This is a genomic window from Tissierella praeacuta DSM 18095 (assembly GCF_900128955.1).
Classification (GTDB): Bacteria; Bacillota; Clostridia; order Tissierellales; family Tissierellaceae; genus Tissierella; species Tissierella praeacuta.
In genome coordinates this window covers 52,682-77,500 of sequence record NZ_FQTY01000011.1, presented here as the reverse complement: position 1 = coordinate 77,500, position 24,819 = coordinate 52,682, and the positions used below count along the sequence as shown (strand labels likewise).

Annotated in this window: 26 protein-coding genes and 1 pseudogene; 1 reads left to right on the top strand and 26 read right to left on the bottom strand. The window is 28.8% G+C overall.

Features of this window, described 5'->3' with window-relative positions; genetic code table 11:
• Positions 1-391: 391 nt before the first annotated feature.
• The 20 genes from BUB33_RS11210 to BUB33_RS11115 all read right to left on the bottom strand — a co-directional run bounded on the left by BUB33_RS11210 (position 392) and on the right by BUB33_RS11115 (position 19,788).
• On the bottom strand, positions 392-988 hold the full coding sequence (locus tag BUB33_RS11210; protein ID WP_072976349.1) for an ABC transporter substrate-binding protein: 597 nt from the start codon (positions 986-988) through the stop codon (positions 392-394).
• A gap of 197 nt (positions 989-1,185) precedes the next feature.
• Entirely contained in the window at positions 1,186-2,214 is a 1,029-nt protein-coding gene (locus BUB33_RS11205) for a hypothetical protein (protein ID WP_084725399.1), read from the bottom strand.
• A gap of 286 nt (positions 2,215-2,500) precedes the next feature.
• On the bottom strand, positions 2,501-3,949 hold the full coding sequence (locus tag BUB33_RS11200) for a coiled-coil domain-containing protein (RefSeq protein WP_072976348.1): 1,449 nt from the start codon (positions 3,947-3,949) through the stop codon (positions 2,501-2,503).
• Complete coding sequence (locus BUB33_RS11195; protein WP_200778204.1) at positions 3,942-4,277, bottom strand: DUF192 domain-containing protein; 336 nt, start codon at positions 4,275-4,277, stop codon at positions 3,942-3,944. The genes BUB33_RS11200 and BUB33_RS11195 overlap by 8 nt, the downstream gene beginning before the upstream one ends.
• Positions 4,277-5,200 carry a type II secretion system F family protein gene (locus tag BUB33_RS11190; protein WP_072976347.1) on the bottom strand — a complete coding sequence of 308 codons (924 nt, stop codon included), beginning with the start codon at positions 5,198-5,200 and terminating at the stop codon, positions 4,277-4,279. Before BUB33_RS11190 ends, BUB33_RS11195 begins: the two co-directional genes overlap by 1 nt.
• 8 nt (positions 5,201-5,208) lie before the next feature.
• Positions 5,209-6,138, bottom strand: coding sequence for a type II secretion system F family protein (locus BUB33_RS11185; RefSeq protein WP_115322175.1), 930 nt, complete (start codon positions 6,136-6,138; stop codon positions 5,209-5,211).
• A 9-nt stretch (positions 6,139-6,147) separates the two neighbouring features.
• Positions 6,148-7,503 (bottom strand): TadA family conjugal transfer-associated ATPase, encoded by a 1,356-nt coding sequence (locus BUB33_RS11180; protein ID WP_165920324.1) that lies wholly within the window; start codon positions 7,501-7,503, stop codon positions 6,148-6,150.
• Complete coding sequence (locus tag BUB33_RS11175) at positions 7,497-8,705, bottom strand: P-loop NTPase (RefSeq protein WP_072976345.1); 1,209 nt, start codon at positions 8,703-8,705, stop codon at positions 7,497-7,499. Before BUB33_RS11175 ends, BUB33_RS11180 begins: the two co-directional genes overlap by 7 nt.
• 16 nt (positions 8,706-8,721) lie before the next feature.
• The gene (cpaB, locus tag BUB33_RS11170) at positions 8,722-9,420 is read right to left on the bottom strand and encodes a Flp pilus assembly protein CpaB (protein WP_072976344.1); all 699 of its coding nucleotides are present in this window, start codon (positions 9,418-9,420) and stop codon (positions 8,722-8,724) included.
• 25 nt (positions 9,421-9,445) lie between these two features.
• On the bottom strand, positions 9,446-9,907 hold the full coding sequence (locus BUB33_RS11165) for a TadE/TadG family type IV pilus assembly protein (protein WP_072976343.1): 462 nt from the start codon (positions 9,905-9,907) through the stop codon (positions 9,446-9,448).
• A 12-nt stretch (positions 9,908-9,919) separates the two neighbouring features.
• Complete coding sequence (locus tag BUB33_RS11160) at positions 9,920-10,498, bottom strand: TadE/TadG family type IV pilus assembly protein (RefSeq protein WP_132984278.1); 579 nt, start codon at positions 10,496-10,498, stop codon at positions 9,920-9,922.
• A 35-nt stretch (positions 10,499-10,533) separates the two neighbouring features.
• Positions 10,534-11,055, bottom strand: coding sequence for a TadE/TadG family type IV pilus assembly protein (locus BUB33_RS11155; RefSeq protein ID WP_072976342.1), 522 nt, complete (start codon positions 11,053-11,055; stop codon positions 10,534-10,536).
• A 93-nt stretch (positions 11,056-11,148) separates the two neighbouring features.
• Positions 11,149-11,310, bottom strand: coding sequence for a Flp family type IVb pilin (locus tag BUB33_RS11150; protein ID WP_072976341.1), 162 nt, complete (start codon positions 11,308-11,310; stop codon positions 11,149-11,151).
• Between the two features lie 89 nt (positions 11,311-11,399).
• Positions 11,400-11,567, bottom strand: a complete 168-nt coding sequence (locus tag BUB33_RS11145) for a Flp family type IVb pilin (RefSeq protein WP_072976340.1) — start codon at positions 11,565-11,567, stop codon at positions 11,400-11,402.
• Between the two features lie 14 nt (positions 11,568-11,581).
• A complete protein-coding gene (locus BUB33_RS11140; RefSeq protein ID WP_159429191.1) occupies positions 11,582-12,280 on the bottom strand; it encodes a prepilin peptidase in 699 nt (232 codons plus the stop codon).
• Between the two features lie 196 nt (positions 12,281-12,476).
• Complete coding sequence (locus BUB33_RS11135; protein WP_072976338.1) at positions 12,477-14,876, bottom strand: helix-turn-helix domain-containing protein; 2,400 nt, start codon at positions 14,874-14,876, stop codon at positions 12,477-12,479.
• A 975-nt stretch (positions 14,877-15,851) separates the two neighbouring features.
• Positions 15,852-17,009, bottom strand: a complete 1,158-nt coding sequence (locus BUB33_RS11130) for a lanthionine synthetase LanC family protein (RefSeq protein WP_234950040.1) — start codon at positions 17,007-17,009, stop codon at positions 15,852-15,854.
• Positions 17,010-17,028: 19 nt separating this feature from the next.
• Positions 17,029-18,000, bottom strand: coding sequence for a DUF4135 domain-containing protein (locus BUB33_RS11125; RefSeq protein ID WP_084725394.1), 972 nt, complete (start codon positions 17,998-18,000; stop codon positions 17,029-17,031).
• Positions 18,001-18,025: 25 nt separating this feature from the next.
• Positions 18,026-19,081, bottom strand: coding sequence for a hypothetical protein (locus BUB33_RS11120; RefSeq protein WP_072976335.1), 1,056 nt, complete (start codon positions 19,079-19,081; stop codon positions 18,026-18,028).
• A gap of 65 nt (positions 19,082-19,146) precedes the next feature.
• On the bottom strand, positions 19,147-19,788 hold the full coding sequence (locus BUB33_RS11115) for a YiiX/YebB-like N1pC/P60 family cysteine hydrolase (protein WP_200778203.1): 642 nt from the start codon (positions 19,786-19,788) through the stop codon (positions 19,147-19,149).
• A gap of 312 nt (positions 19,789-20,100) precedes the next feature.
• On the opposite strand from BUB33_RS11115, the pseudogene BUB33_RS11110 reads away from it, so the two are divergent.
• Positions 20,101-20,244, top strand: a pseudogene (locus BUB33_RS11110) (helix-turn-helix transcriptional regulator); the annotation flags it as partial.
• Positions 20,245-20,422: 178 nt separating this feature from the next.
• On the opposite strand, the gene BUB33_RS15730 reads toward BUB33_RS11110, so the two are convergent.
• From BUB33_RS15730 to BUB33_RS11080, 6 genes are all read right to left on the bottom strand, one after another.
• Positions 20,423-20,641 carry a type 2 periplasmic-binding domain-containing protein gene (locus tag BUB33_RS15730; protein ID WP_072976334.1) on the bottom strand — a complete coding sequence of 73 codons (219 nt, stop codon included), beginning with the start codon at positions 20,639-20,641 and terminating at the stop codon, positions 20,423-20,425.
• Between the two features lie 392 nt (positions 20,642-21,033).
• Complete coding sequence (locus BUB33_RS11100; RefSeq protein WP_072976333.1) at positions 21,034-21,447, bottom strand: RidA family protein; 414 nt, start codon at positions 21,445-21,447, stop codon at positions 21,034-21,036.
• Positions 21,448-21,622: 175 nt separating this feature from the next.
• Positions 21,623-21,892 (bottom strand): CD3324 family protein, encoded by a 270-nt coding sequence (locus tag BUB33_RS11095; RefSeq protein WP_072976332.1) that lies wholly within the window; start codon positions 21,890-21,892, stop codon positions 21,623-21,625.
• A gap of 310 nt (positions 21,893-22,202) precedes the next feature.
• The gene (locus tag BUB33_RS11090; protein WP_072976350.1) at positions 22,203-23,486 is read right to left on the bottom strand and encodes a sensor histidine kinase; all 1,284 of its coding nucleotides are present in this window, start codon (positions 23,484-23,486) and stop codon (positions 22,203-22,205) included.
• A 3-nt stretch (positions 23,487-23,489) separates the two neighbouring features.
• Positions 23,490-24,206 carry a LytR/AlgR family response regulator transcription factor gene (locus tag BUB33_RS11085; protein ID WP_072976331.1) on the bottom strand — a complete coding sequence of 239 codons (717 nt, stop codon included), beginning with the start codon at positions 24,204-24,206 and terminating at the stop codon, positions 23,490-23,492.
• Positions 24,207-24,427: 221 nt separating this feature from the next.
• Complete coding sequence (locus tag BUB33_RS11080; protein WP_072976330.1) at positions 24,428-24,814, bottom strand: hypothetical protein; 387 nt, start codon at positions 24,812-24,814, stop codon at positions 24,428-24,430.
• Positions 24,815-24,819 lie beyond the last annotated feature (5 nt).

The window sequence follows — 24,819 nt, the reverse complement described above, 5'->3', positions numbered from 1 at the left end:
ATAGTACTATGGCCTCTGCTGACTTCTCATGATAAATCTTGTTTCAACCATGGTTCATACTCTGTTTTCCCATGTCCATGAGACCTCCCCAGGTAAGAACAACAACCTTCCTCCCATGTAACCGTCACATTTACTGTAAAGAGTTCGGGTAGTATTGGACTTTGTTTTGTTAAGCAAACTCATCCTCCCTAAATCAGCCTTATGTGATTTCTGTTCGTCGGTTCAGGATTTTGCCTTCGGCTTCCTTCAGATTCCACGTCGCCATGGACACCCTTGCCTTCAGCTAACGGTTCCTACTACCAAGCCCGTAGTGGACTTTCACCACCAAGTTGTTGCCCATGCTGGGCACACTTAAAAATAGCTTTAAACCATATGGTTTAAAGCTATTTTTTTAGTTGTTTGGAACTACTCCAAAAATATCAAAGAATTGTGGCACACTTGAAAAATTATAAGATCTTATTTTATTTCCATTGTATAATACTAAATCTTTTGCATAACTAATAGGTAGATCTATTACATTATTGTTATTTTCATTTAATAATACTTTAAAGATTTCTTTAACTCTTTTTTTATCTTTTGTATTAGAGAATTCTTCAATTTGTTCTTTTATATTTTCCCAGTTATCTAAACCTTGGTATGATATATTATGAGGGTCTGCTCCCATAGATTCTGTAAAGAATTTATTTGGTTCTGTATAAGAACCTTCTGTATTCCAAGTAGTTATATCATATTTTCCTTCTACTCCATCTACCCACCATGTCATTTGGTCTTTCCCTTCAGTTATAACCTCTATACCTATTTTCCCTAAATCTGCTTTTATAGTTTGAGCTATTTCATTTGATAATGATAAATCTGTCCAATAAGTATATAAAACCCTAAGTTTCTTACCATCTTTTTCATAAATATTTGTGTTTTTATTTAAAATCCATCCTGATTTTTCAATATATTCTTTTGCCTTATCTACATTATAATCATATATTTCATCCATTTCTACATCAGTATAGAGTGTTCCTTTGTTAGTAGTCCTACTAAAGAAATATAAAAGCTTTCAAAGGACATCAAAGAAATGCTTTCTATAAAAAATTTTAAAAAATTCATAGTTCCCTCCTTGGTAAAGAAATCAATGGCATATGGAGACCCAATTTGATACAATTCCTTCCTGATATCTTTATAGTATCGTGACTATTATTCATTTAACCCGTAAGTAAAATCAACTAAAGTTTTATGTCCTTCTAAAAACTCATAATCTTGAAATATATTTGTAAGTTCTTTTGTTTTTAGATTATAATAAAATATCTCATTACTAAGGTTTCTACTAAGTCCAAGTATAAATATTCCTTCTTTATTATCCCTGGGATAAAAAGAATAGACCTCTCTTATTCCTTCTATCGCTAAATCTTTTATTTCACCGCTATCAATATCTAATATTTTTATTTGCCTTCTTTCTTTTGAACCCATCATAGGAGTTGTAACCATTAATATAGTGCTGTCATCTAATTGTCTTGTTAACCTTATTTCAAAATCTTCTGTTTCGTATATATGATCTATATTTTTAAAATCTTTATCCATTAAAAATATTCTCTTTGGTCTTATAAATGTTTCTTGCGTCACCCGTTTACTTCTCATAACTTTGTCTGAAGTGGTCAAGCATAAGAATTTTTTCGAACTATAATTAAAGGAAAAAGAATGAAACCAAGTATCATCATCCTCTGCATCTAAATAAATTAAATTATTAGTTATAAAATCAAACTTACCCGGTTGTGTCACAGTTTTTCCTTCCGCAGCAGCTGTAACAAAGATTTCATCACCAATTATATACATATCATTAAAAACAAATTTTCCATCTGTCAATTGTTTTTTATTCTTTGTATTTAAATTATACTCATATAAATTATCATAAAGTCCATTATTGCTACCACTATAATAAACTTTATTATTTTTATAATCCTTATAACCTACAGGATACAATGCTACTTCACCTAACTCTTGAAAAGAAATAACTTTCTTTTCATCCACATCATATTCATACAATATAGCAGATACTCCGTCCTTTTCATCCATTTTATTGTTATATTTTGTACCTATTATTTGCAAATATTCCTTTGGAATTTCAGACTTTTCTTTAATTTGACAAGATGAATTTACCATTAAAGAAATTAACAATACAAAAATCATTTTTGTATTTCTTTCTTTCTTCATATTTTTTATCTTCATATAATTTCCCTTTCATCTATATAAAAATCTATTGGTTCAAATAAGTAAAAACCTTACATATTAACTTTCCTGTGCCTCTTGCTGTATTTGTTTATATAATATCGGTACCCTCTTAATAAATCAACTCATTTTAATATTAAAATTTTACAAACACAAAAACTCCAGTAATTATATTAATCTATCATTAATATTAGTAAAAAATTAAGAATAGAGAAATAACATATACTAGAGTTTTCTAATAAACATTAATCCAAAGAAGTTATTGATTCAAAAGACTTAATTGCAGTTATATTAAATCTTCTTCACTTTGCCTTGATGCTTCACTTATTTTTCTAAACTTACTTACATCTTCCCTAATGATTAATTCTTGATGTAAAGCTCTTATTTCTTCTAACAGATCAACATTTTTTGCTTGAAGATTTGTCTTTTCTTGAATTAATTTTCTAATCTTACTTTGATCGCATTCATATTTAGACATAATATCTTGAATGGTCTTCCCTTGAAGTTCTGACTTAGCAAGCACTTCAGCAAGGTCTAGTTCTAAAGAATTTATATGCTCCTTATATGACTCTGAGTTCTTATTCAATAGTAAGAACTCTCTTTCTTGAATTTGACTTTTTTCTACATAATCTTTTAATACTTCTTTATCTATCATTAGTTTTTCATTTTCTTCCTCAAGTTCTTTGTAATGATCATATAATTTTTCAAACTTCTCTCTTAATTCATCATAAGATACATTTTGATTAATTAATTCAGCATTTTTCATTTCCAAGTCATTCAATTTACATAAAAGTGAATTAATTTCATTTTCCCTATCAGTTAGTTTTATTGTTAACTTTTCAACTTCATTTTTTCTATCATCTAACTCAAGTTTCATCCTATTATGGAGTTCCGATGCCTCTTCCTCTAATACTTCAAGATGTGCACTTTGCTGTTTCTGCCCTACTGTTGATACTTCCAATCTATTAATTTCGTATTCTTGCAGTTGAATCTTTTCATTTGCAATCATTAAGCTATTCCTATTATCCTTAAGTTCTTCTTCAAGCCTTGCTATTTGCTTTTCTTTTTCTTTTAGAAGAATTATTCCATTTTGTACCTGTTCTTCCTTTGAATTCAATTTAATTTGCAATTCAGTTAAATTTTCTTTTATCATTTCAACTTTACTATTTGTGGCATTTAATTCTATTTCCTTTTCTTTTAATAAGGCTTCATTTTTTTCAAGTTTCTCATTTTTTTCATTCATTTTTAATTCTATGGTCTCTATATATTCTTTTGCCTCTTTATATTTATTGTTGGACAAGTGTAATTGAGACTCTAAGTTTTGCAAGTGTATATTTAATTCTTCTTTTTCTTTTTCTAGTTGTTCCTTGTCATTCTCCAAATCCTTTAATAACTTATTCCCAGACTCTTTTATAGTTATATATTCACTTTGTAATTCTTGTACTCTTTCTTCTGCTTCTATAAATTGCTTTTTTAATAAATCATTTTCTTGAGATAGTAACTCTTTTTCTGCCATCATTTCTTTTAGTTGAAACTCCAAATTCTCTCGCATATGCTCTACTGAATCTTTAAATTCACTAACATAATTTTCTACACTTCCTTTAGTATAACCACCAAATAAAGTCCTCTTCAAATTATCACTTATATCCTTATTTCTTTTCATTCTAGAAGAATTTGAAGTTGTAAAATCCGTCCCAAAATTAAAATTATTATTATCTTCAAAGAAGTCAGTCATTATCTATCTCCTCCATTCTTAATACAACTTTAGTCATATGTTTTATATATGGTACAACCTCTATAGACGCTTCTATAAGATGTTTAGTATCTTTTATTTTATTTCCCAATTTCCCTGGCTTCAAAATTTCATGAAAAATTATATTAAAATCTTTATCTAAATAAATAACACATATATCAAATTTCATAAAAAAGGTATGAACTCTTGAGCAATTTAAAAACAATATTCCTTGGTTTTTTGCTAAACTTTTACTGAACATTAACCCCTTTAATCTCATCCAAAAGCTTCCAGCAATTTTAAAGTCTTGTATAATAAGTTCTCTTTCCATTATATACCTCCTAAAGCTTCTATTATAGTAGGTACTGCTGGTGCCAATAGAACAATAAATATTACTGGAAATATGAAAAGAACCATTGGAATTAAAATTTTAACAGGTATCTTAGCAGCCCTCTCCTCTATATTCTGTTTATATGCAACTCTGATCATTCTAGATTGTGAGTCCAACACATTTTGCATAGATATACCCAGCTCCCCTGCTTGGATTACTGCACTAGTAAATGCATTTACTTCATCTATCTCACATCTATCTCTAAGAGCTTGAAGAGATTCTTTTCTTGTCTTTCCCAAGCTAATCTCCCTTTGAGCTATATGAAACTCATCAATCAATGGTCCCGCAGACTTTTCCACTACATGACCTAGGGCTTGATCAAAACTAAGTCCTGCTACTACACTTACACTTAATATGTCCATTACCTCTGGCAATTGAGCCTTTATAGCTTTTTTCCTATTTGTTATTTTAGTTTCTAAAGAATACCTAAGATATACATATCCTGCAAAAATACCTACTAGCATATAAAGTACTATCTCAATTATACTTGTTGCCTTAGTAATACCTAGATACCCGCCTATTAAAGCAAAACCTACGATTATTATAATATTCATAGCTCTATAATCCTTTGGATTCATTCTTATTCCTGCTTTAGATAATTTTTGACTTAACTTACGTTGAGATTCCGCCTTTATTGGCAACAAAGTTGCTACAGACTGAATAAATCTATCTATCATAGGCTTTAAAAATCGTTCTTGAAATGATAAATCTAAAATATCATTCGTAATAAAAGCAGGCTTATTAACATTTTTAACATCCATAAGTCTTTTTTTAAATATCTTTCTATTACTTAAAAAACTTCGTGATATTATTACAATGATTAAATAAGTTGAAAGTCCTATTAATAACGGTTTTATAAACATACTTCCTCCTACATTTCTATATTTATAAGCTTTTTAATTGTAAGGTATCCTAATACTTCTAAAAATACACACAACCCTAACATAATATGTCCATAACTAGTAGTAAACATAGGCTCCATATATTCCTTATTTACAACAGATATCATAATTAATAATATGACTGGTAATAAAGCTATTATTTTTCCTGAAATTTCTCCTTGAGCAGTTAACGCCTTTATATTTTTCTTGATTATAATACGTTCTCTTATGGTACCACCAATATTGTCTAGTACATCTGCTAAGTTACCTCCTACTCTTCTTTGAATAGAAACTGCAGTATTTATAAGTTCCATATCCTTAGACTTCATTCTTTTTGCTACTTCTGCCATGGACACTTCTATTTTTTCCCCTAATTCTACCTCTCGTATTATCTTTCCAAATTCTGTACATATTGGATCTGGTAAGCTCTTAATCATACTTCCTAAGGCTTGTTCAAATGTAAATCCTGCTCTTAAACTATTGGATATAACCAAGAGAGCATCTCCTAGTTGATTATTAAATTTATCTATCCTAGTCCTTTTCATTTTTCCAATAATCGCTGGTGGCATTATCATACCTAATGCTACTAATCCAACCATTATTATTAATCCCTTATTAAGAGCAAAAGCAATCATTGCTGGAAATATAATTAATAAACCCCACATAGTTAAGAACTCTTCTGCTCTCAAATGTACACCAGCCATTAATAAACTTTCTCTTAACTTCTCTGGTACTTCAATAGTTAACTTTTGTTTTTGTTTTTTATACTTTTTTTGACGACTATAACTATATAAACTCTGTTGTTTTATTATGTCCATCCTGTATTTAAAGTTAATATGTTTTTTATATACTAACTTTAAAAATAAATCCATTATATTATAAATTAATATTGATAAGCTGATTGCTATTATTATATACATGTTTTCCTCCTACTTCATAAACCATTCATCTTTAACAAATACTCCATTGTCCTTTAATTTATCTACTACATATGGTCTAATACCAGTTGGTTCATATTTACCATTGATCATTCCAGTGACATCATAGCCCTCTTGTTTATATACAAATATATCTTGAAGAGTAACTATGTCTCCTTCCATACCTGTTACTTCTGAAATAGCAGTGATTTTTCTAGATCCATCCCTAAATCTAGATTGTTGAACTACTATATCTATAGCAGATGCAATCTGTTCACGAATAGCTCTTACAGGTAAATCCATTCCCGACATCATAACCATAGTTTCAAGTCTAGCTATTAAATCTCTAGCTGTATTGGCGTGGGCTGTTGCCAGTGAACCATCATGTCCAGTATTCATTGCTTGTAGCATGTCTAGTGCCTCTCCAGAACGAACCTCACCAACTATTATCCTATCAGGTCTCATACGAAGAGAGTTTCTTACTAAATCTCTTATGGATACTTGTCCTTTTCCTTCAACATTTGATGGTCTAGACTCTAATGTAATTACATGTCTTTGCATAAGTTTCAACTCTGCAGCATCTTCTATAGTCACTATTCTTTCATTTTCAGGTATAAAACTAGAAAGTACATTTAATAAAGTAGTCTTTCCACTACCTGTACCTCCTGATACCATTATGTTACATCTACCTTTTACACAAGCTTCTAAAAAAGAAGCCATCTGAAAAGATAAAGATTTATATTCAATCATGTCACTTATTTGGAGAGGTATGGAGTTAAATTTACGTATAGTAAGTGTAGGTCCATTAAGGGCTATTGGCGGTACTACTGCATTAACACGAGATCCATCACGAAGTCTAGCATCCACCATTGGGTTTGCCTCGTCACATTGTCTTCCCAATGGCGATACTATTCTGTTAATAATTTGTAGCACATGGGCTTCATCTCTAAAAAAAACTCCTGAAAATTCAATCTTTCCTTTACGCTCTATATATACATCTTTTGGACCGTTTACCATGATTTCTGAAATATCATCTTCTCTTAATATTGGCTCTAGTGGTCCCAACCCCATTACATCATCATAAATCTCCTGAATTAATGTTTCCCTTTTAGCTTTTGTCAAAGATTCACCTTTTAAAATCAGCATATCATGTATAATTGCTTTTACATCTATTCCTTCTGCATCTCCGTTATTATCTTGTATTTGTTTGTTATAAGTATCTATGACATCTCTATGAACTGAAAGTTTTAAACTTTCATATTGATCCACTTGAATTGTATCTACAGTGAACCCCATCATTTCAGGCATAACTCCTCCTGTGACTTCACTTTTTTTTGCCTTTTCTAATCTTTCGGAGAGTCTCACCATACATCACCCTTTTTACCATTGTTTTTTCTTGAAAACCTACCCAAAACATTAGTTCTTTCTTTCTTTTCCTTTGGAGAGTCAGATTGGTCTAATTCATTAGCTATCTTTTGATATCCTCTAGAAACCTTAGATGTTGGTGAATCCATAACCATTGGTCTTCCCTGATTGACTGCTTCCAAGGCCATTTTATGATCGAATGGAATACTATGCCATAATGGGAATTCTAGAACCTTTGATACATCTCTTAGTTTTACTCTGCTTGGCTCTTCCTTTGCTACTAATAGTTGTATCTTTTCATTGCCCACCAATGAATTAACTATAGAAAGTCCTTTTTTTGTCCTTCTAAGAGTGGCTAAATCCATGGCTGTCACATATAAAATAATGGAAGAGGCATCAAAGCAAGATAAGTTTATACCATTAAACCCCATACTTGTATCTATAATCAAATAATCATAATAAATTCTAAGAACTGATATTATCTTCTCAATTTGAGAAGAGGATATATGTTCTGCAAACTCTGGACTAGAAGGTGCTGGTAATATATTTATTCCAGATGAATGCATAGACATATATTTCCTAATAGTATCAGCATTTGGACTCGATTGTTCCTGTAATAATTCAGATATTGTATCTCTGGTTTCTATCCTCATAGAAGATGCAACCTCTCCAAACTCCATATCAAAATCCAGAATGGCAACCTTTCTTTTCTTTTGCGCCAATTTAATAGCTAAGTTTGTAACCACAGTAGTTCGTCCTACCCCACCCTTTGAACTGAAAACAGTAATAACCTTAGACTTCCAATCAGTAGTAGAAGTGTTCTCTAAGGCCATTAACCTTGCTGATTCATTAGTTTGTATCCCTCTTATTTGGGCAACTAAAGTAGATTTATCAATTTGTATTGGTAGTATATAGTGAACCCCTGTCTGCATAATTTTTTGTATAGTTTCATGAGTGTAATCATCAGTAATAACAACGGGTATAGACCTAGGTCTTAATAAATAAATCTGTTGACATACCCTTAACAGTAAATTCATATTATTCGATGAAATAAGAATTACATCTGGTCTAGTTTTAGTAATAGTATCTAAAACCTTATTTTCGTCATTTACCCTACCCACTATTTTTATATCATCATCTTGTAGCAAGGGAAACAACCTTTGACTTGTACTATCCTCTGCAAATATTAAAACTTTAACTTCCATGGCTACCTCCTGATAGTTACTTCACTATATCTATTTGTGTTATACTTTCTATATCAATTACTTCTCCATCTTCTTGATTTCTTAAAATAGCTCGATTACTTATTCCCATAGTTTGTGCTAAAGAAAACTTTAAAGCTTCCTCTGGAGTAACTGCTAATGTAATAGTCACATAGTATCCTTCATTCGTATATTCAGAAGTATTAGGATTTATAATATTATCAACAGCTAAAACTTCTCTTTTCTGTAAAAGCAAAACACCCCTTTCACGTGGCTCCTCTTTTAATATGGATATTATATCTACCTTATTACCTACCTTTATAAGTCCTGCTACCCCAGTATCAGGTGCCACATTCATTGTAATGGCTCTCATATTTAATGGTATGGAAGCAGCAAGTCCTGCACTGGAATTACCTACTTCCTCTATTTTTTGTGGTATGAAAACATCTCCCTTAAACATGGAGACTAAGGATATTTTCCCTACCACTTCTTCTTTTTCAGAAATTGAATTTTCTGGTACTAAGTATTTATGAATCCTTTTTACTTCTAGCATATCATCTGTTATCTTTATTTTATTTTCTATATCAACCCTAGCCATGACTACTTGAACTAAATCTTCCTCTGGTATTTCTTCTTTCTTAACTTTTATTGGATTTATTAGTGCTATTATAAAAACAAAACCTGATATAATCATGGCTATTATTCTAGTTCTTTTCAACAGCTCTACCTACCTTTTCTCAAAATTATCTACCTGGAAGCCAAATTGGGGTACCACCTGTATGTTTATCCTGTCCACCCTTTATATTAACTTTTATAGGAAGTTCATTTATACCTATCATCTTTAATGTACTACACTTATATACATCAGTTAATACAATACTTATTTCTGAGGCTCTATAGGAATTAGTCTCTTGCTTAACTATCCATTTTACATCAACTTGATTCATCTCTAATCCATTTCTTTTTGCTATTTCCCAAGTGATTTCCCTTAATGTAGATTGCGGTTCTTCTGAATGCCATAATTCTTCACCTAAATCAACTCTAGCCTCACTCATTAATTTCCCAATTTCTACTAGCTTGTCTCTTTTATTAAATGCTAAAATCACATCTGTGGATAACCCTAAAAATATGATTACTAATATTAATGTTCCAGCAAATAGTATTAGTATATCTCCATTTTCGCTATTTCTAAATCTTGCAAACACATTCTCACCTCTTTATGTGGGCCATCTTACTCTTCTCATTGTAGTTTTTTTGGCTTTATACAAATTATTTGTCAATTTTATGCCATCCTTAAAGAAAGGTTTAGTCAAGGGAGTCAAGGCATAAACTTGGTATTCTATCTTGCCTTCAATTTCCATTGTAACTGTTTTAAACTTTAAATCAGTATGAACAACTACATCATCTGGTATAGAACCTGGTCTTTTATATTTATATTCTTTTTCTCCAGGATAGATACCAATTTTTCCATTAGCAAAGGAAACCTTATTCATATCAATCTTAAATTTTCCATCTCTGTCAACTTCCTTAAATTGTTGACTAAGTAAATCATTTGCATATCTCCCACTATGAATTATTTCTATACCATTGTTCATTACCCAATCTTCATCTTGGCCTAATCTAAGTTCCCAAGCAGAGTTTCTGCAAGTATAGTCAAACATTGATTTCTGATAAATTAACCAACCAACATCTATAGTAAACATTAAAATCATTAAAAAGATTGGTAGCACAAGGGCATATTCTACCATTGCTTGACCCTTTTCATCTCCTTTTAAATCAAAAATATTAATCACCACCTAATTTTCATAAGATTTTTTAGGTTTTTATAGTTTTAATCCCATCCATCTCCCCCTACGTACATTAGTCCTGTATAGGATTCAGAAAGTTTTATACTTTCTCCTAAAATTGTCTTGGTTACAAACATACTATAAGGCATGTAATACTCTACAGTAGCAGTTATATATTCTATATCATTCCTATTTTCTGTACGAACAAATTGCCCACTACGAAAATTATAATGATGCCCTGTATATCTTCTTCCTTCTACTCCTTCAGTACTAATACGATGAGTTAATTTAGTTTTATCTAATGTTGTATTTTCATCTATAACCTTATTCACTAATTCTTCTCTACCTTTGTAACTAGAATATGTTTTCATTCCACCCTTGGTTCCAGCCTCTTCATATAAGACTACAACTTTCTGTATCTCTCCTGCCAAATGTTGTAAATTAGTTTTTATATGAATAGCTCTACCTATATCAAAAATTAACCCGAGTATGATAAGCATAATAGGAAGAACCAGAGCAAACTCAACAAGACTATATCCTTTTTCATCTCTTATGTACTTTTCCATATTATCTCTATCTCCTTAAAGAGTACAAAGGAGATGATTCCCACCATCTCCTTTGTACTTACTATAAACTGTTATGGTGCTTTAAATTAAGCACTATGTTGATGGTTTTAACTTTTCAGTAAGCCCTTCAAATATTTCTTTTAACTTGCCACCAACTGCACCTAGCGCAACAATTGCTACTACTGATACCAATACTAATATTAGACCGTATTCTACCATACCTTGTCCACTTTCTTCATTCATTAACCATTTCATTTGCACACCTTCTTTCTATATAATATTTAAATACACTATAATATTTAAATACACTGAGTGTATCTAATCCGTAGTAATTATTCTATAACTCAGGCAGCAGGAAACATTTCTTTTATTTTGTTATATATAGGCTTAATTGAGTTTTCACCTAGAGTTACCAATGTGCTAATTGCTACTATTGCAACCAAAGCTAAAATCAACCCATACTCTACCATACCTTGTCCACTTTCTTCCTTATATAATTTGTTTAGTTCCATATACTTCCCCCTCTTTACCCTATAAACTTGAATAAGCCTTCTGCAACTCTTGTTATAATTGGTTCATACATCGCCATGATACAACCACCCATAATCTGAGTACACATGGGAAACGCACTTCCTATCCACATGGTCTTAATTGAAAAACCAGTTATAATATAAAGTGTTAAAAACAAAACAATTCCCACTAGAAACAAATAGACATTTTCAAACCCCAACATGAGAGAAAGTACCATAGCTAATTTAATATCTCCTGCTCCAATACCTATAGAACCAGATAGCAATCTAGTTATAAAGGCTGACAAGAAAAATATCCCAGCTGTGATTGTAAGAGCTAAGAAACCACCACCCAACGATTTAACTCCCCCTGTCACTAACCTGTTAATTATACCAAGCACCAATATTACTAAAACTAGTTCATTAGGAATTATCCTTATCTTTTCATCTATTCTGGCTCCAAATACTGCAATTATACACATCATAGATGTAAAAATAAACTTATAAAACACAAAGTAGTTAAACGCCAATGTCATTCCCAAAGAAACTAAAATCCCATTAATCCAATTATCCAATTTACATTCAACATGATATAGAATATATTTTTTATTGTTCTGCTTTTCTTTCCATAAAATCATCTTATCTACAGCTGTAGAAATATTGTATCCTGTTACAAATCCAATTGCTCCCAATAAAACTAACATTATACTTTTCAATAACATCTCCCACCTTTATCATTAACTATATAATATTTAATTCAAGAACATATCTCTACCTTAAAATTGCCCATTATATTGTCTATTTTTCTCTTATTTTGTCTACTTTAATACTGTTGTTTCCTATAATTATACTTTCACTCCTTTTTTTACACTAAAATTATCCTTATTTGTCATTTTATATATTATTATCTATTTATATAGATTCCATTATTATAAGGTTTATGTCTAATAATCTTCGTTGAGTAAGATATTTTAGAGATTCTTTTACATTTAAAATATTTATTTTCATTTCGGGTAAACTTCTACTTTCCACATATGATCGTTCTTCTTCAGTCATAACTTCTATTCCTATATTGTCTATAAATCGTTTATAAAAAGTACTATTGTCATAATTTATTTGATATTCACTAATTTTGTAGTTACCTTTTAAGCCATTAACATTTAATGTAATATTTTTTCCTAATAGCTTAGGATCTAGTTCCATATTATTCTCAATATAGTTATAACATTCCATGTAATCAGAGTATAAAAATATAACTAAGTCATCTCCATCCCTTGTTACCAAATATCCATTTCCGTTAGATATTAAGTCTGACTTCAATGCTGAAATAAACTTATATATATAATAAAATGTAGATTTTATACCAAATTTATTATAGAAACTTACATAATCTGATTCGCTCTCTATTCCAGAATTGGTTACTTTAAATGAAGTTATATAAAATTTATTTCGTTTCATATTTAACATTAATATATTCAAGCAAAGATTATAATATAGAATATTGTATTCTTCCTTCAGCTTTGTATTATCTACTATATAATTAAACCTTACTATTAATTTCTCTTTTATATCATTAATATTGATATTCAAATCTTCTCTAACTTGCTCCATTAAAACATTAAGATTATCTGCTAAAGAAGGAAACTTTGTTTTACAGATTACTTTACTATGATAGTATAGTAAGTCCAGTCTATAAAATCCAGGTTCATAAGATAACTTTTTTAACTCTTTTATATATCCTATATCTTGTTTCTCCTCTGTAATTTCTAATTGTCCGATATATATTCCCCAGTTAGAATATCCTGCCCCAAATCTTTTCTTTAATATATTGGCAAAACCTGTAATATGCTTTAACAATATTGCTGAAACCCCATCCTTTATAATAAATGTATTTATTTTTGGAATATATAATTCAAATTTCCATTTAGCCAACCTAGAGTTACCTATAATCATAGATATAAAGTCGAATGATTTTTTTATGTCAAAATAGTAATTTTCATAAAATCTATCTTCATTTTTATAAAACATTTCTTCATTATATGATATAAAGTCTATTTGAATAATAGGAATTATATTATTATAGTCTAAATCTATAACTAATTTGTTAATTTCATAATCTAGTAATTTTCTTAATGTACCGTTCTTTGTTACTAAAAAAAACTTGCCCTCTTTGAACTTAAACCTTATAAGTATATTTTGGAAACTAAAACTCTTCAAATCATAACCTAACCCACCAATATCACTATTTATAATATCATTTAAATCTACAACATCTTTATAAATCCTACTCTCAGTCTTAGTACTCACCTTAATATCTAAGTTATAAACACAATCTTCAGTGATTCTTTTGTTATCCAAGTTATTTCTCTCTATTTCTATCCTTCTGATAAATTCTTGGACAGCTTGATTGCAGGAAATCCACCTTCTATTTTCTTTATCCTTTTCGCGTTCATATTTATACCTTAATTTAGTAGGTGACATTGAAAAAGTATTTCGAAAGTGTTTATTTAACATTTTTACATCAGCAAATCCACTATCAATGGCTATATCTGTAATTGTTTTATTTGTATTTAATAATAAATCTATAGCCTTATTTAATCTTTGTTTAGAAAAATAACTAATAAAGTTTATTCCTGTTACTGTTTTAAAAACACGGGAGAGATATGAATAGCTGATATTATATTCTAACGCAATTTTTGCTAAAGTAATATCCTCACTAGCAAATGTATCTGAATATCTTTCCAAAATATCATGTACAATACATTCAGCATTATTATTGATATCTACAACCTCTATACACTCCTTAGTCATTAAGTAATGTTTAATAGACTCTAGTAAAATCGTAATTCCTTTATTCTTAACATCAGCCCTGTCTTTGTAATTTAGACTTTCTATATAAAGAAGTCCTAGTGCATACTCTATATTCCTTTTAACTTCTATATCTTTTATATCATTTGAAAAGATGTAATCCCCTTCTATTCCAAGACTTTTTTCTAAATACTCTGGATATATTTGAAAGCACAAAAGTACATTTTCTCCCCCATTCTGGTATATGCAATGAGCATTCTTAGAATTAATTATATGAAAATCTCCCTTATTTAAAGTTCTAGTATGACTTCTCACTTGAATCTTAACTTTTCCTTCAATGACATATATTAATTCTATAGAATTATGAGCAGCAAATTCAATATCTGTAACCTTAGCCAAAAATATCCTATAGTGTTGTGTTCTTTTTGCTATTACAAATTCTTGATTATCACTAAATTTTTTTATACTACTTATATCCTTTTTATTTAGCAGATTTACAGTCATGTTTATCCCTCTTTCCATTGATTAAATATAAAAATGATACTTTCACTATTATGAGCATTATTTACAGATCAAATTTAAAATTCAATAGCTGTTAAATCATCTGAAAATAAAATTTATGCCCATAAGTTTAGTTATTGTATTCTAGATTTAATAAAGGTGGAAAGAGTATAGTAAAGAATTATATATAATACATGTTAGTAATAATTACAATAAAAGCAATAGCTTAAAACGGGATTTAAAGGCGTTAAAAATTATCATCTCGGAAAAGTATAATAAAGTCAATAGTTCTTTATGCCAAATTATTAGATATGTTAACAAAAAAGATTTGATTAAGTTGAGAATTTATGTGTCAAATTAGATGTTTTTCAATAGAAAAATCAGTAATATAAAATAATCTGTGCTTTTACAAAATAAAATTCTCTTTTATAGCAAGGATCAAAATATAATTTAAGCCGGAGAAGAATTCGAAAGAAAGCTTGACACTCGAAAGTAAAGAAGGAAGCAGAATACAATATCTTAGATTTTTAAGGATAAAGACTATCCAGTGACCCAAATATGTAAGATTCTTAGTATTCCAAGAAATGCATACTACAAATATAAAAAGTAGAATCTAACACCAAAAGAAAAGAGAGATTAATTGTTATGTTCACTAATTATGGTATGACTCAAAAAAATGTCCAGAAATGGATCCCTTAGAATATCGAAACCATATATCTAAATATGCCTAATATTTTAATAACTGAGATACCAAATTTTTATCTGCTGAGTTTCACAAATATTGAAGTTGGCAATAATTCGTGTTATAAATGAGTTACAACTGAATTTTCACGCCATAAGAATCAATACCTAGCTTAAAATTTTCAGGTAAAAGCTGTTACCATTATGCTAAATAATTACCGTAATGATATTATTTTCTTTGAAAACTTCCACACAAACTTGGTTTTTTATATATTACTCTGGATAGGTTACAATAAACTAGACAACCTTTAAAGCCTTCTCTATATCTTTTGAATTATCTTCCCTTCTTAAGTCTATCCAATTCTCAATATCATCATTGTAATAACTGTTTTCTATGTGTATTAAATTATCAATGATTGATATATATTCTTTATATCCAGCCAGCTCATATAACATACTGAGTGCATAAATTACACCTGATAATCCGTGGGAAAATCCTGCTATTATGAATTGATTTTCATTACCATTTGCCCAATAAGCTATTCCTTGTTCTATTTGAATATTTTTTATTATCTTATTTCCTATTTCTATAGCTAATATTTCTAATTCTTTGTCTTTACTCAATTGAAATATATTTAGAACTACTATAAGTACACCTGCTAGTCCATCAATTATGTCATATGAAGTAATTTCTAAAATTTTTTCTTTATACTGCTTTACAATATCAAGACTTAACTTAAGCATGTTTTTATCTTTTATTTGATTATATAAGAAAGCATATAAATATGCTAAGGAAATGATTCCATTAAATGCTGATATATTTTTATTATTTATTCCATCTAAGTCTATTCTTATAGTATTCAATATTTTTTCCAATATAATTTTGTAGTTTATATCTTTGGTTTCAACATACAAACTTGAAAAGAATACTGCGTTGCCTGCTAAGCCACTATATAAAAATATATCTCCTATATTTTTAGCAGCTTCTATTAATAAGTTTTCCCTGTTAATATTTCTAATTACATCATAATCTACTTTTTCTCTGATTGAATTCCAAGTCTTTTTCTGGTTTGTCATTGATTTTTTTATAAAATCAATTTGAATATACATATCTTTTTGATTTAATTTATTAATTCTTTCATTTACTTCCATTAAAGGGGTTCTCCCTAGTGCAAAGCAACTATATCCATTGGAGTTATATATAGTTCCATCATTAATACATCCATAAAAATATAGAATATCATCATTAAATAAATCTGTTACCTCTGTTTGATACACATCACTAAATTTATGTATTTCATTCTCATCAATAAGAAGATTATATAGCCTGTCCAAATCTGATTTATCCTTTAAATATTTAGGATTTGTACTCATTTCAAGAATCATAGAATATAAATTTGTATTCCTAAAAAGATATCTAGGATAAATATTACTAAATAACTTTTCCGAATTTATTAATTGTAAAAGTTCTTCTTTAATTATCTTGGAATAATATATATATCCTTCCTGTAATCCCAGAAATATCTACATTAGAATCTTGAAACTTACTAGGTGTTGGAAACAATTGTGTACTTAAAATAGATTGTCTTACTTTCTTGTTTAATACGTCAGTAACACTTTTTAATTTCAAATCACCATTTTGAAAAGCATCCAGTTGAAAAATAGTTTCTAAATCTACTAAATAAGGAAATTCTCTGTTTACTATTATATTTTCCATATGCAAATCTTCTATTCTTAAAACATAGGATATTGATGATAAGAGTCCTATCCTATAATAAAGTTCCTTTATTTCCAACTCTGATTCACATGGATTATTGTACACATACTCTTGCCAGTAATAGTCACCCTTATCTATAATTTTATTTATACTTAATTTTAATGAGGGATTTTTAGAATTAAACCAATCAATGAAAAATCCCCAGTTTGTGTCTATTCTACCTGAACGTGGCTTATAAACAATCTTTTTACTATTATTTTCAATAATACAAATAGAATTTAATCCTCTATGAGCATCTGAAACACCATATTTTATATGACAATCTTCTATAGAATTTATTTCAAGTCCAAATTTATGAAATAGTTCTATCTTATCTTTTTCAACTCTTTCTTTTAATTTATTATAATTCACTATATGATTGTTAATAATTCTATCTAACCTTAGAGTAAGTAAAGGATATAACTTGTCAACTAATTTGTGAAAATCATCAGTTTTTGAATAATTGTCAAAATAAGTGTATCTTTCTTCAGAAGTGTTGCCTTGTAATAAATTCTCTTTTTTAAAAGTATAGAGTAAAGTCAATATAGTTCTACCAGCAACATTAAAGATTTGATTTAACAAATATTCATAAAATCCAATCTCAAAATCTTCTTTATTTTTCTTTCTTTCTAGATAATTGTTTAAATAACCTTTTATATACCCTTCAAATTGAATTCTATTATTCAACATTTATCACCTACTTATATTTATAAAATTATTCTAATATAATTATACTAGAAATATAAGAATCTTCATGCTTCTCAATGAATATATCTTTTATTAATTCAAATTTGTTTTCTATATTGTATAGACTTACACTCTCTTGATCTGCTACAACTAAGGAGTTTCCTATTACACCTGCAAATTCTGCTTTTCTATTTAATTCTACAATCTCAAGTTCCTGAGTATTTTTATCTAAAATAGTTATTTTACTTCCTTCATATGTAACAAGATCATGATTTGTTATTATTATTTTATTATTATATTGAAGAATATCATTTGGAAACTCTTCACCTATATCTATTATCTCAACTGCATTTGTATCAATTGAAACTTTTAATATACTATTTGCTGGCTTATCTTCCTTTGTACTCGTCACTCCGGCATATAAATATTTTTCATCATACATAAATTTATATTGACCTGTTCCATATTGAGTAATATCTTTTTTATCCAAAATATCTAGTTCTTCATTATAAATATAAAGATAAAACCTTGGAAATGTGGTTAACATATTAGAACTAAATGCATATATTTTTCCTTTTAAAATCGTAATTCCACTAAAATATTCTTTATCCACTATTATTTCTTTAATTTCATTATTTTTTTTATCTAATCTTGATATATGTGTATTTCCATTAAGTGTATTTATTGTATAAATATAATCTTCACTAACTGCAACATCATTTAATGCTATATTATTGAAAGAGTATTCTGTTATTTCAAAATTATTTTTATCAAGACTTATCACTTTTTTACTATCCTTTTTATTTCCTAATCCTTGAGGAATCATAAAAACTTTATTATCATAATAAACTGGATTATGGAATGAAGATCCTAACATAGCATATTTCAACTTTTGCTCTGAAACCTTATTTAAATCCTTGTCATACCAATGGATACTACTATTGTATTCAGTAGCTATTGTCTCTACTATCCCAATTTTAGCCTTTTCACTACCTAAAAATTTAGATTTATCTAACTTAGGACTACACCCATTTATAGTAACTAAAACTCCTATTATTCCAACAATATAAACTAACCTTTTCATCTTTATAACCTCATTTCTAATTTAATCAAAGGGAACCATGGTTCCCTTTGATTTATAACTTATGTTTATTTCTCATATATTTTAGATGTATTGCTGCTATTTACTAATTCCATTGGATGAACTGCAACTCCAAAATCGGAAGTATCTAGATTGATTCTGTAATTATCCAAAAATGCTGCGTATACTAGTTGAGAACAGTAAAACTTATCCCTTGTATAAGGATTAAGATAGTTCCAATTATAGGGTAACCCTAACTTTCTATAACACCAATTAGCTGCAGCTTCATCCTGTGCTGTAGTTGTTCCTTTAACTGTTGCTCCATAGCAAGTTTTTCTTGTTTGATTCCAATCATTTGCTCCTGTTGTTACTCCTCCAGATAATGACTCAACTACCGTTCCATAACTATATACAATCGCAGCATGTCCTGTTGGTATTATACCCTTGAACTTATCTTTTGTTACGAGAATAACTCCTTTTCTTCTTGGGTATATCCCAATTGATTGCAAAGTAATAGAACCTTCATCACCCTTATCGAACTCTAAATCTTTTTTCTCTACTTCCTTTTCTAGTATTTCTAATTCTTCTTGTGTAAATACTTCTTCCGCCGAAAGATAATCTTCTTGTCCTGCCGCTAAACTAATATTTGGTAAAACCAAAATTAGAGCCAAAACTATTACTGTTAGCTTTTTCATAAATTCCTTAATCATTCTTCTACCTCCTTCTCAAACAAAAATGCTAGTAATATTCTAACTTTACATCATGATGTACTTATATAATATTTCATCTTTTCAAATAAGTCATCTAACTTTTGTACAGTTTTAGATTATTTTTAAAATAATTTATACTCTTTTACATTTTCTGAGTATATCTCTTTAATATCCTATTTAAGTTCTTGATTCTTAATATTTTAATATTGTACATAAAACTTAGTAAATTCTATTGACAAGTAAACTTGGTTTTACTGCATTTTGCTTTGTTTTTATTTTCGAAGTAATATTCAATAGCTTTATGGGAGAACACAGCAACTTGCTGAACTGGTGGGCGTTTCCCGTAATACAATCAGCTCTATTGAAACAGGACAGTTTAATCCTAGTGCTAAATTAGCACTGATTCTGTGTATTGCACTTGATAAAAAGTTTGAAGAACTATTTTATTTTGATTAAAGTTGTTAGTTCACATCTTGATCAGAATAAGCAAGCTCTGAACCAAGCTAATGCCAATTAGTATAGGAATATGGGCAACTTTGTCATTCTAAGACTTGGTTACCCTCTTTCTCTTGTCCCGTTGTATCCAAGGTATAGTCCCATTTCTTACAATTACTGTTGCTGAATGAAGGTACATTCACTTATCATCCGCTTTATTCTTAATTATTTTGATCAATGTTTTAAAACTCTTTGTTTGAAATTTATCTTTATGAAATACAATATGATTTATATTAACTAATTGGAAATCATTTACCTTTATCTCAAAAATTTCACCACTATTGATTTCTTCTATTAGAATTTTAGGTAATGCACTATCAAAAACATCTCTAATTGCGCTGCCTTTTTCCCTAAGCAATAATTTTTCTTGTATTGGCTTATTGATATCAATATGTTCTTCTAAAGCTAACTTATGTTTTGAAGAACATATTATTGCTAATTTATAGGACGGAATAGAAAGACTATAACGTATATAAATTCTACATGTAATCCATTAATTGTATAGATTTTATTGTTTGTGAAATATAATATTCATCATTAGTTGTTCTATTCCTAGTGATGTACCATACATAAAAGAAGGAAGCCTCAATCAATAGTTGACCGAAAACTTCACTTCCTTTAATCTCTATATTAGATTTTAGAACTTATATAAAGCAAGAGAAACAAGGGTTTATATCTCAATGCATTTATATTTCTAATAAAATTTATTTTTTATGAAGATATCTTTCTCTTTAGACGCAAATACTTCAATCATTTTGTATTATTTTCTACTGCTGCTACTGCTTCAATTTCCACCAGTTGATTTGTATATCCTAATACTGTAACTCCGGATAAAGTGCTTGGAACATGGTGATTACCAAACTTTTCTCTTATTGTTTCCCATGCAGTTACCAAATCTGACTGATGGTGAGATGCTACAAGAACCCTAGTATATACTACATCTTCCAAAGTAGCCCCACATTCCTTCAGTGCTTCCTTTAAATTCTCTACACAAAGTTTCGCCTGAAACTCATAATCACTCAAGCTAGGTACTTCTCCGTTTTTATTAATGGGACATGCCCCCGCCAAAAATAATAAGTCCATTCCAGAAGGTATACGTCCAGCATAAGCATAATCTACTGCAGCTAAATTTGTAGAATGAATTAATGATATTTTTTTATTCACTTTGATTCTCTCCTTTTGTTATAATATCTACTGGAAGAATTGAAAATTCGTTTTCAAATGAATTTTATCTTCAATACCATTTTAAAGCTTCTACATTTTTTAAGAAAGATAATAATCATTTCTATATCATCTTTTACACAAAAGCTACTACACATATAAAAGTAGTAGCTTTAATCTACTTATCTTTTTTATATACAATTTTCTTAATACTACTCTCCGAAAGAAAGAATTCTTCAGCTAGATTGCTAATTGATTGCCCACCCATATACAGGTTTAGAATCTTTTCATTTCTAGCCTTTAGATAATCTCGACTTTTAGATTTTTCACCCCATCTTTTCCTCTTTTCAGGAAGAGAAGGAATGTATACATATTCGCCTTGGACATACTTTTGAATTTCTTTAACTAAATCATCTGGTAATATTCTATCAATTCTTACATATTTCATAAAGCTCACTTCCTTAAATTTATTATTTAATTAAGGAAACAAAGCCTGTATATGTATGAATTTATTTATCAAAAGCGACTAAAAAATATCTACCTCTGTACAAATTGTCGCCCAAATTCATACCTACAGACTTTGTACAGAGCATTTTAATCATTTTTCTGTCCATGAGATTAATATTCACGATATCACACTCCCTATTTATATTAAATCAATTATATTAATTGATATTAGTTTACATGAACCTAATTTAGTTGTCTAGTTTATTGTAACCTATCCATTATCCAACCAAAGACTAATTTAATCTTTGTTCTCACTCAATAAACATTAACATCCCTGTATGGAATTTATTTCTATCATATTTAAATTCTATAGTTCCATTGTATTTTTCTAAAACTGTTTTTACACTTTCTAATCCTAAACCATGATTGTTCTTATCTCTATGTGAAGTAATTATTCTACCTTTTTCTTTTATGATTATTCCATCAAAGGAGTTATCTATCCTTACAATTAATCGTCCTTTTGTATATTTGATTTTAATATCTATGTATCTATCTTTCTCCAACTTCTTTACTGCATTTAATGCATTATCTAATAGATTTCCTAGAATGATAGTTATATCAAATGAAGGAATTTTTAGTTCTCTCGGAATATTTAAATCTATATTTATTGCAATTTTCTCCTTTTCTGCCTCTTGTAATTTAAAGTTGATTATACTGTCTATAACAGTATTTCCTGTAGATGCCAAACCTTCTTTATTATTAAGCACTTCTATCATCCCAGATAAATACTTCAGTAACTCTTCTTTTTTATCTTCTTCCCCCAAGGCATATAAGGAGCCCATATGATTTTTCAAATCATGCTTTATGGTTTTTATAGACTTCAAAGATGCTCTCATTAGTTCCAGCTGGTTTTCATAATACTTGTTTTGTTGCTGCATAAGTATCTTATCTTTTTCCTCTGATAATATTCTTGAAATTTCATCATATAAGTAAAATGTTGCAAAATTAATAAATAATACCAGTGCTATAGCTATAAATATTGTTACAGATGCAAGTCCACTTACCATAAATGTTGTAATCAGTAAATATAATGTTCCTATTGGTATAATAAGTATGCATACCCAGTAGGTATTAGGAACAATATCACCTTGACGAATATTTTTATAGCTTGCTATAATCAGTACTACAAAATATGATACTATTCTTATAATAATAATTCCTAAAATTGATTCATAATTATTTCTTATTAAAAAATCTAATTTAAAATATCCTGTAGATAAAACAATTATCATTTCAATGCACATTAAAGTAAGGTATATTAAAAAAGCTGTCAAAATCTTCTTTTTAAAACTACCCTTATAATTTAATGTTAGCATTAGGAAAAGTCCCAAATTTGAAATCAAGAGTATAATAGGGATATTAACAAAAATACGTAATATAGTAATAGCTATAAAATATATAGCATAAAGCCCTATTTCTATTGCCTTTGCTTTTGTATTTTCCTTTTCATAAAATATTTTCATAAACTTATATACTGTATAAGTCATAAAGATATTACTGAAAATATAAACGGAATTATGTATATCAATGCTCACCACTTATTCCTCCTGCTCTATACTTAACTGTATATCTTTAATTTCTTTTCTTTTTGCCTGACTTATAGGTAGTATTATCCCATTTGACATAATAACTTCCTCATATCTAAAAATGGATATATGATTATAATTAACAATGTAGGATCTATGAATTCTAATAAATTGATATTTCCCGACTATATCAAATATTTTCTGCATTACCCCATAAAAAATATCTTCGTTATTTACTGTAACAATCCTTGTTTCTCTACCAAGACTCTCAAAATATATAATATCCTTTATTGGTACTTTATGTGATTCATTGGCTTTTTTATATGTAAATACACCCCCTAGTTTGTTTGCCCTAAGCATAGCTAACTTTAAATCTTCTATCACATTATTGGGATCAATAGGTTTTGAAATAAAGTGCAAGGGCTGTACATCAAACAGCTGACGATCATAACCATCTTTACCTGAGATATAAACAATGTCCGTTTTATGGTTCTGCATCCTATTTCTTATCATCTTTCCTACTTCAAGTCCATTCATAGGTTCCATTTCAATATCCAAATATATTAAGTCAAAGTTATACCCCAATTCCATATATTTATACAATTCTTCCCCTGAATAAAATACTATAATATCTACTTCCAAACTGGTTCTTTTGGAATAATCCAATAATATATTCTCAATTTGTGAAACTATTATCTGTTCATCATCACAAATTGCTATTATAAACATACTTCATACCTCCCTAGCAAAATGATAACTTACATTAACTATATCACAAATATACACTTTTTTGACAATGCTTACAAATATATAATATTAATATTGTATTCACAAAAATCCTATCTACCCAACTAATGAACATTCAAAACTATTAGAGGACATATATGGAAAAATATAAAGAGCAAACTCTAAGGTTCTTAAAACTGGTATAGAAAAATAATAAACCCTCACTATTTAGAAAAAATAGTGGGGTTAATATTCTTAAGCTTAAATACATATAATAATTCAGTGATTATAAAAGAAGATAAAATTGTTATATATATTATTTTTTCTTTTGCAGTCCAATCAGCTTTGTTTTTAAAAAACAAAACTGATTCAATTAAAAAAAGTATAGGGAAAGCAATAAATATCATAACTTCATCTAAAATATCGTAATTAAAATAATGTGTATAAGAAAAAACTAAAAAAAGAAACACAATAGGTTGAAATAACTTAGTGAAACTAATTATATTTGATTTTTGCTGTTTTATCGATTTTATAATATTATAAAGGCGATAAGACAAATATAGAGGGATGATAACCTTTTTTATTATAAAATTTATTATATTTTGATCCATCTTAC